The organism is Streptomyces sp. 71268, assembly GCF_029392895.1.
Lineage (GTDB): Bacteria > Actinomycetota > Actinomycetes > Streptomycetales > Streptomycetaceae > Streptomyces.
Genome location: NZ_CP114200.1, coordinates 1458354 through 1468060, shown reverse-complemented (window position 1 = coordinate 1468060; position 9707 = coordinate 1458354). Strand labels below are relative to the sequence as shown.

General features: G+C 73.3%; 1 protein-coding gene. It reads left to right on the top strand.

Going from position 1 to position 9707, the window contains the following annotated elements; all coding sequences use genetic code 11:
• Positions 1–36 precede the first annotated feature (36 nt).
• A complete protein-coding gene (locus tag OYE22_RS05460; protein WP_277319349.1) occupies positions 37–9663 on the top strand; it encodes a type I polyketide synthase in 9627 nt (3208 codons plus the stop codon).
• Positions 9664–9707: the final 44 nt, after the last annotated feature.

Below are 9707 nucleotides of genomic sequence, written 5' to 3'. Positions count from 1 at the left end.
CTGGAACTCACAGAGTGTTTCAAGGGGCTGGGGATAGTGGCGGACGACGAAAAACTCCTTGACTACCTCAAGAAGGTGACGGCTGACCTGCGTCAGGCTCGTCGGCGACTTCGAAAGGTGGAGGAGCGTGACCGGGAGCCCATCGCCATCGTGGCGATGAGCTGCCGGTACCCCGGGGGCGTGCGGACTCCGGAGGAGCTGTGGCGGCTCGTCGCCGAGGGCGGCGACGGCATCACCGAGTTCCCGCCCGACCGGGGCTGGGACGTCGACGGCTTCTTCGACCCCGACGCGGAGCGGTCCGGGACCTTCTCCGTCCGCGAGGGCGGGTTCCTGGACGCCCCCGGCGACTTCGACCCCGGCTTCTTCTCCATGAGCCCGCGCGAGGCCCTGGCCACCGACCCGCAGCAGCGGCTGCTCCTCGAGACCGCGTGGGAGGCGTTCGAGCGCGCCGGGATCGACCCGACGTCGGTGCGGGGCAGCCAGGGCGGTGTCTTCGTCGGCGCCTCGTCCTCCGGCTACGGCGCCGGGGTCAGCGAGATGCCCGAAGGCGTCGAGGGGCTGCTGCTCGCGGGCAACGCCACCTCCGTGGTGTCCGGCCGGGTGGCCTACACCCTGGGCCTGGAAGGGCCCGCGGTGACGGTGGACACCGCTTGCTCGTCGTCGCTGGTCGCCCTGCACCTCGCTTGCCAGGCGCTCCGCCAGGAGGAGTGCTCACTGGCCCTGGCGGGCGGCGTCGCGGTCATGTTCACCCCCAGCATGTTCGTGGAGTTCAGCCGACAGGGCGGGCTCGCTCCCGACGGCCGGTGCAAGGCGTTCGGCGCGGGCGCCGACGGCACCGGCTGGGCCGAGGGCGTGGGCCTGCTCCTCCTGGAGCGGCTCTCGGACGCCCGGCGCAACGGACACCCCGTGCTGGCCGTGGTGCGGGGCAGCGCGGTGAACCAGGACGGCGCCAGCAACGGCCTCACGGCGCCCAACGGCCCCTCGCAGCGGCGGGTGATCCGCCAGGCACTGCGGAACGCGGGCTTGACGCCGGCCGACGTGGACGCGGTCGAGGCGCACGGTACGGGCACCGCGCTGGGTGACCCGATCGAGGCACAGGCGCTGCTGGCCACCTACGGTCAGGAGCGGGCCGAGGGGCGGCCGCTGTGGCTGGGCTCGCTGAAGTCCAACATCGGCCACTCCCAGGCCGCCGCCGGCGTCGGTGGGGTCATCAAGATGGTGATGGCCATGCGCGAGGGCCTGCTGCCCAAGACCCTCCACGCGGACGAGCCGTCCCCCCAGGTGGACTGGTCCGAGGGCGACATCCGGCTGCTCACCGAGGCCACTGCCTGGCCCGAGACCGAGCAGCCCCGGCGGGCAGGCGTGTCCTCGTTCGGCATCAGCGGGACGAACGCGCACGCGATCCTGGAGCAGGCGCCGGAGGTCGAGGGGGCCGAGGCGGCGGAGCAGCCCGCGGCCGGGGTCGTCGATGGTCCGGTGGCGTGGGTGGTGTCGGGCCGTAGCGCGGCCGGGTTGCGGGCGCAGGCTGGTCGGTTGCGGGAGTTCGTGGCCGAGCGTCCCGAACTGGACGCGGCTGATGTGGCGTTGTCGTTGGTGAGGTCGCGTTCGGTGTTCGAGCACCGTGGGGTGGTGACGGGTGCTGGTCGCGAGGAGTTGTTGGCGCGGTTGGGTGCGTTGGCCGGGGACGAGGTGGTCTCGGGTGTGACGCGTGGTGTGGCCGATGTGCGTGGTCGTTCGGTGTTCGTGTTCCCGGGTCAGGGGGCGCAGTGGGTGGGTATGGCGGTGGGGTTGTTGGATGCCTCGCCGGTGTTCGCTGAGGCGGTGGCCGAGTGTGAGGCGGCGTTGTCTGCTCATGTGGACTGGTCGTTGACGGATGTGCTGCGTGGTGTTGAGGGTGCGCCTGGTTTTGACCGGGTGGATGTGGTGCAGCCGGTGTTGTTCGCGGTGATGGTGTCGCTGGCCAAGTTGTGGCGTTCGGTGGGTGTGGAGCCGGACGCTGTGATGGGTCACAGTCAGGGTGAGATCGCGGCGGCGTGTGTGGCCGGTGCGTTGTCACTGGGGGACGCCGCGAAGGTGGTGGCGTTGCGGTCGCAGGCGATAGCCGCCGGTCTGGCGGGTCGTGGCGGGATGGTGTCGGTGGGGTTGCCGGTCGACCAGGTCAAGGAGCGCATCGCCGCCTGGGACGGTGCGATATCGGTCGCTGCGGTCAACGGTCCCGGCTCGGTCGTGGTCTCCGGTGATCCGGGTGCGCTGGACGAGATGGTCGCCCAGCTTGAGGGCGAGGAGGTGCGGGTCCGTCGGGTGCCGGTGGACTACGCCTCGCACTCCGCCCACGTGGAGTCCATCCGCGAGGAGTTGCTCAAGGTCCTGGCGGACCTGAAGCCCCGTACCTCGCAGGTGCCGTTCTACTCGACGGTCTCCGGTGAGCTGGTGGACACGGCGGGTCTGGACGCCGAGTACTGGTACCGGAACCTGCGCCAGACGGTCGAGTTGGAGGCCACGACTCGTACGCTGCTGGGCGCCGGGCATGGTGTGTTCGTTGAGGTGAGTCCGCATCCGGTGTTGACGCTTCCCGTTCAGCAGACGGTGGAGGCCGCTGACGCCCAGGCCGTGGTCGTGGGCACCCTGCGCCGCGACGAGGGCGGCCTGGAGCGGTTCCTGACCTCCGCCGCCGAGGTGTTCGCGCGTGGCACCAAGGTCGACTGGGCCCGCACCCTGGAGGGCCGCCGCGCCCGCCGGGTCGAGCTGCCGACGTACGCCTTCCAGCGCGAGCGTTACTGGCTCGACGGGTTCGGCCTGCCGCCCGGCGGAGGCGTGGCCGATGGTGCCGGCTCCGTCGACGAGCGGTTCTGGGACGTGGTGCGGCGCCAGGACCTGGAGTCGCTGGCCGGGACGCTGGCGGTCGACAGCGAGGCGCCGCTGAGCGCCGTGCTGCCCGCCCTGTCCGCGTACCACCGCGACAACCGCGACCGGTCCACGGTCGACGGCTGGCGCTACCGGGTCACGTGGAAGCCGCTCTCCGACGCCGCCGACGGCTCGCTGTCGGGGACGTGGCTCGTGGTGGTTCCGGCCTCCCTCGCCGAGGACGAACTGGTCTCGGGCGTTGTCGCCGGACTCGAACGGCATGGCGCGAGCGCCGTCCCGGTCGTCGTGGACGAGCGGGACCTCGACGCGGACGTGCTGGCGGAGCGGCTGCGCGCGGTGGCCGCCGATGCGCCCGAGCTGGGCGGCGTGCTGTCGCTGCTCGCCCTGGACGAGCGGCCCTGCCCCGACCATCCGGCGCTGACCGGCGGCTACGCGCTGACCCTGGTGCTGCTGCGGGCCCTGGTCGAGGCCGAGCTTCCGGCCCGGCTGTGGTGCGGTACGCGCGGCGCCGTCTCGGTGGGCCGTTCCGACCGGCTCACCAGCCCGGCGCAGGCGATGGTCTGGGCGCTGGGCCGGGTGGCCGGCCTGGAACTGCCGCCCCTGTGGGGCGGTCTGGTCGACCTGCCCGAGTCTCTGGACCCGCGCGGTGCGGAACGGCTGGCCGGTGTGCTGGCCGCCGAGGGCGGCGAGGACCAGGTCGCGGTGCGCGGCTCCGGCGTCTTCGTACGCCGCCTGGCGCGCTCTGCCGCGTCCGCCGGCGAGGGGACCTCGTGGCGGGCGCGCGGCACCGTGCTGGTGACCGGTGGCACGGGCGGGCTCGGCGGGCAGGTGGCTCGCTGGCTGGTCCGTAGTGGCGCCGAGCACCTGGTGCTGACCAGCCGGCGCGGTCTGGACGCCGAGGGCGCCGCCGAGTTGAAGGCGGAGCTGGAGGGCATGGGCGCCGGGGTGACGGTGGCCGCGTGCGACGCGGCCGACCGCGACGCGCTCGCCGCCGTCCTGGACGCCGTACCGGAGCACCGACCGCTCACCGCGGTGGTGCACGCGGCGGGTGTCACGCTCGCGGCCCCCCTGTTGGAGACGGACCTCGCCGACGCCGCGACGGTCGTGTCCGGCAAGGTGGCGGGCGCCGTCAACCTGGACGAGCTGCTCGGCGACCGTGAGCTCGACGCGTTCGTGGTCTTCTCCTCCATCTCCGGCGTGTGGGGCGGCGGCAGCCAGGGCGTCTACGGCTCCGGGAACGCCTTCCTGGACGCACTGGTCGAGCGCCGCCGCGCGCGGGGTCTCGCGGGCACCGCCGTCTCCTGGGGCCCGTGGGCCGAAGACGGCATGGCCACCCGGGACGGCGCGGGGGAGCAGTTGGCGCGGCGCGGACTGCCCGCGATGGCGCCCCAGTTGGCGATCTCCGCTCTGGAACGCGCGGTGGCGGATGACGACGGTGTGATCACGGTCGTCGACGTGGACTGGGAGCGGTTCGCGCCCTCCTTCACCGCGGTCCGGCCCAGCCCGTTCCTGAGCGACCTCGACGAGGTCCGGGCACTGGAGACGAAGGGGGGCGACGGCGAGAGCGCCGACGCCGCCGGGGCCCAGTTGCGCGAACGGCTGAAGCCGCTCACCGAGGGCGAGCGGGACCGGGTGCTGCTCGACCTGGTACGCGGGCACGCCGCCTCCGTACTCGGCTACTCCTCCGCCGAGACGGTCGAGCCGAACCGGGCCTTCCGCGACCTGGGATTCGACTCGCTGACCGCGGTCGACCTGCGCAACCGGCTGGCCGCCGAGACCGGTCTCGTCCTGCCCGCCACGCTGGTCTTCGACTACCCCAGCGCCGGCGTGCTCGCGGCGCACCTGCGCACCGAGGTACTGGGCGCCACGTCCCCGGCGCCGGCCACCGGCCCCATGGGCCCCGCGGGCGCCGGTGCGGACGACGAGCCCATCGCGATCGTCTCCATGAGCTGCCGCCTGCCCGGTGGGGTGCGGAGCCCGGAGGACCTGTGGCAGTTGATCGACGGCGGCGGTGACGCCATCTCGTCGTTCCCGACGGACCGAGGCTGGGACCTGTCGGGCATGTACGACCCCGACCCGGACCGGCCGGGCACGTTCTACGCCCGCGAGGGCGGGTTCCTCTACGACGCGGGCGAGTTCGACCCCGGCTTCTTCGGGATCTCGCCCCGCGAGGCCCTGGCGACCGACCCGCAGCAGCGCCTTCTCCTGGAGACCTCCTGGGAGGCGTTCGAGCGGGCGGGCATCAACCCCGCTTCGGTGCGGGGCAGCCGGACCGGTGTGTTCGTCGGCTTCTCGGGCTCCGGGTACGGCACCAACCTGGAGACGGTGCCCGAGGACGTCGAGGGCCACCTGCTGACCGGCAACGCCGGCAGCGTCGTCTCCGGCCGCCTCGCCTACACCTACGGCCTGGAAGGCCCCGCCATCACGGTGGACACCGCCTGCTCCTCGTCGCTGGTGGCCCTGCACCTGGCCTGCCAGTCGCTGCGGCAGGGCGAGTGCGACATGGCGTTGGTCGGCGGTGTGGCGGTGATGGCCACCCCGATGGCGTTCGTCGAGTTCAGCCGGCAGGGCGGGCTCGCGCCCGACGGCCGCTGCAAGCCCTTCGCGGACGCGGCGGACGGCACGGGCTGGTCCGAGGGCGCCGACGTGCTGCTCGTGGAGCGGCTGTCGGACGCGCGGCGCAACGGCCACCAGGTGCTGGGCGTCGTGCGGGGTTCGGCGGTCAACCAGGACGGCGCCAGCAACGGTCTGACGGCGCCGAACGGCCCGTCGCAGCAGCGGGTCATCCGTCAGGCGCTGGCCAGCGCGGGACTGTCGCCCGCCGAGGTGGACGCGGTCGAGGCGCACGGCACCGGCACGTCGTTGGGTGACCCGATCGAGGCTCAGGCGCTGCTGGCCACCTACGGCCAGGAGCGCCCCGAGGGTCGTCCGCTGCTGCTGGGCGCGCTGAAGTCGAACATCGGTCACACTCAGGCCGCCTCCGGCCTCGCCGGGGTCATCAAGATGGTGTTGGCGATGCGGCACGGCGTACTGCCGAAGACGCTGCACGTGGACGAGCCGTCGAGCCAGGTGGACTGGTCGGCGGGTGAGGTACGGCTGCTGACCGAGGCCACCGAGTGGCCCGAGAGCGGGAATCCGCGCCGGGCCGGCGTGTCCGCCTTCGGTGTGAGCGGGACCAACGCCCACACCATCATCGAGCAGGCCCCCTCGGACACCGAGGACACCCGGCCGGCCGAGGTGGCGTCCCCCGACGACCGTGGCGCGGCGCCCTGGACGCTTTCCGCCCGGAGCGCGGACGGGCTGCGGGCCCAGGCGCGGCGGCTGCGGGCACAGCTGATCGCACAACCGGAGCTGAGCCTGAGGGACGTTGGCTACTCCCTGGTCGCCACCCGTGCGGTGTTCGAGCACCGTGCCGTACTGACCGGCGCGGACCGCGCGGAGCTGCTGCGCGGCCTTGAGGCCGTCGCCACCGCCGAGGACGCCCCCGGCGTCGTACGCTCGGTCGCGACCCCGACGGGGGCCACGGCGTTCCTCTTCTCGGGTCAGGGTGCGCAACGCCTGGGCATGGGCCGGGAGTTGTACGAGGCGTACCCGGTGTTCGCCCGCGCCTTGGACGAGGTGTGCGCGCACCTGGACGTCGTGCTTGACCGTCCGCTGAAGGACGTGGTGTTCGCGGCGGAGGGCAGTGCGGACGCCGAACTGCTGGATCAGACGGCGTTCACGCAGCCCGCGCTGTTCGCGGTCGAGGTGGCGTTGTTCCGGCTCCTTGAGCACTGGGGCGTCAGGCCGGACGTGCTCATCGGCCACTCCGTCGGCGAGATTGCCGCCGCGCATGTGGCCGGGGTGTTCTCTCTTGAGGACGCGTGCACGTTGGTCGCGGCGCGTGGCCGGCTGATGCAGGCCCTGCCGGACGGTGGGGCGATGGTCGCCATCGAGGCGTCCGAGGAGGAGGTCGCGGAGTCGCTCGCCGGTCGTGAGGCCGAGGTGAGCATGGCCGCGGTCAACGGCCCGAACGCCGTGGTCGTCGCCGGTGACGAGGGCGCGGCGCTGGAGATCGCCGAACAGTGGGCCGAGCGGGGTCGCAAGACCCGTCGGCTGCGGGTCAGCCACGCGTTCCACTCTCCGCGCATGGACGCCATGTTGGAGGACTTCCGCAAGGTGGTCGAGGAGCTGTCGTTCGCCCCGCCGACCATCGCCCTGGTGTCCAACGTGACGGGCAAGTCGGCGGGCGCCGACGAGGTGTGCTCGCCGGAGTACTGGGTGCGCCACGCGCGGGAGGCCGTGCGCTTCCTGGACGGGCTGCGCTCCCTGGAGAACGCGGGCGTGACCAGGTTCCTTGAGGTCGGCCCCGACGGAGTGCTCGCGGCGATGGCCCGGGAGTGCCTGACGGCGGAGGAGGCCGCGGCCCCCGTCGTGGTGCCCGCGCTGCGCAAGGACCGCGCCGAGGTCCAGGCGCTGACGACGGCGCTGGCCGAACTCCACGTCAACGGCGCCACCGTCGACTGGGAGGCCCTGTTCGCCGGCCAGGACGTCCGGCGGGTCGAGCTGCCGACGTACGCGTTCCAGCGGCAGCGGTACTGGCTGGACGCCCCCGAGGGCGGCGCCCTCGACACCTCCGCCTCCGCGGACTCGGTCGACGCCCGGTTCTGGGACGCGGTCGAGCGCGAGGACCTGGAGGCGCTGACCGCCGCGCTGCACGTGGACGGAGACGCCTCGCTGACCGAGGTGCTCCCCGCCCTGTCGTCGTACCGCAAGGGCCACCGCGAGCGGTCCACGGTGGACGGCTGGCGCTACCAGATCGCGTGGAACGCGGTGTCCGAGCTGGCGGAGCGGGCGCCGACCGGCACCTGGTTGGTCATGGTCCCCCAGCCGTACGCCGACGACGCGCTGGTCACCTCCGCGGTGTCCACGCTCGAGCGGCAGGGCGCGGGCGTGGCCCGGATCGTGCTCGACGGCGCGGCGGACATCGACCGCGCGGCGGTCGCCGAGCGGCTGCGCACCGCGATCGAGGGCGCGTCCGACGGGGTCGTCGGCGGGGTGCTCTCCCTGCTGGCCCTGGACGAGGACCCCTGCGTCGGCCACACGGTGGTGCCGCGAGGGCTCGCGCTGAACCTCGTCGCTCTCCAGGCACTCGTGGACGCCGGTGTCGAAGCCCCGCTGTGGGTGGCGACCCGGGGCGCCGTGTCGGTGACCGAGTCCGACACGCTGCGCAGCGCCGCCCAGGCGCAGGTCTGGGGCCTTGGCCGGGTCGCCGGACTGGAGCACCCCAAGCTCTGGGGCGGCCTGGTGGACCTCCCGGAGACGCTGGACGAGCGCGCCGCGAACCGGCTGTCCGGTGTGCTGGGCGGCGGAGCCGGCGAGTTCGAGGACCAGGTGGCGGTGCGCACGTCCGGCGTGTTCACCCGGCGCCTGGTACGGGCCGCCGCGCCGCGGACCACGGCCCGGCCGTGGAACGCGCGCGGCTCGGTGCTGGTGACCGGCGGCACCGGGGGAGTGGGAGGCCAGGTGGCCCGGTGGCTGGCGAGCGCCGGCGCCGAACACCTGGTGCTGACCAGCCGGCGTGGCCTGGACGCCCCCGGCGCGGCCGAACTGCGCGACGAACTCACCGCCCTGGGCACCGAGGTGACCGTCGCGGCCTGTGACATCGCCGACCGCGACGCCCTGGCCGCCGTACTGGCCGCCATCCCCGAGCGGTACCCGCTGCACGCCGTCGTGCACGCGGCGGGCGTCCTGGACGACGGCGTCCTGGACTCGATGTCGGTGGAGCGGGTGGCCGGCGTGCTGCGTCCCAAGGTGGAGGGGGCCCGCCACCTGCACGAACTCACCCAGGGTCTCGACCTGTCCGCGTTCGTGCTGTTCTCCTCGCTCGCCGGGGCGATCGGCGGGGCCGGCCAGGGAAGTTACGCGGCGGCCAACGCCTACCTCGACGCCCTGGCGCAGCAGCGCCGGGCCCAGGGTCTCGCCGCCACATCGGTGGCCTGGGGCCCGTGGGCCGAGGCCGGCATGGCGGTCGACGGGGCGCTGGAGGACCGGCTGCGGCGCGGCGGCATGGCCGCGATGACGCCGGAGCTGGCGGTCAAGGCACTCCAACAGGCCCTCGACCTCCAGGAGACGCACCTGGCCGTCGCCGACCTGGACTGGGAGCGGTTCGTCCCGTCCTACACCGCCGTACGGGCCAGCAGGCTGCTGGACGAGATGCCCGAGGCGCGGCGGGTCCTGGAGGCCGCGACCGCGGGCGGTACCGGCGCGCGGTTCGAGACCGGCGGTTCGGAACTGCGTGAGCGGCTCGCCGGACTGCCGGAGGTGGAACAGGAACGCGTGCTGCTCGACCTGGTCACCACCCAGGTGGCCGTCGTGCTCGGCTTCCCCTCGGTGGAGTCGGTCGAGTCCCAGCGGGCCTTCCGGGAACTCGGCTTCGACTCGCTGACCGCCGTCGAGCTGCGGAACCGGCTCGACGCGGCGACGGGCCTGCGCCTGCCCGCGACGATCGTCTTCGACCACCCGACGCCCGTGGCGCTCGCCCGGCGACTGCGCACCGACGTCGTCGAGGACGGGGTCTCGGCGGCCACACCGATCCTCGACGAGCTGGACCGGATCGAAGCGGCGATGGCCACGATCTCCGCCGACGACGTGGACCGGCCACGGATCACCACGCGCCTGCAGACGCTCCTCCTGAAGTGGGGCGAGGCGGAGCAGGAGTCGCCCACCTCGGGCAAGAAGGCGGTGCCGGACAAGATCCAGTCGGCGACGTCGGACGAGATCTTCGACTTCATCGACAAGGAGCTCGGGCTCTCCTGAGCGGGCGCGGTCGGTTCCAGAGGGTCGTTCCTTACTACTTCCAT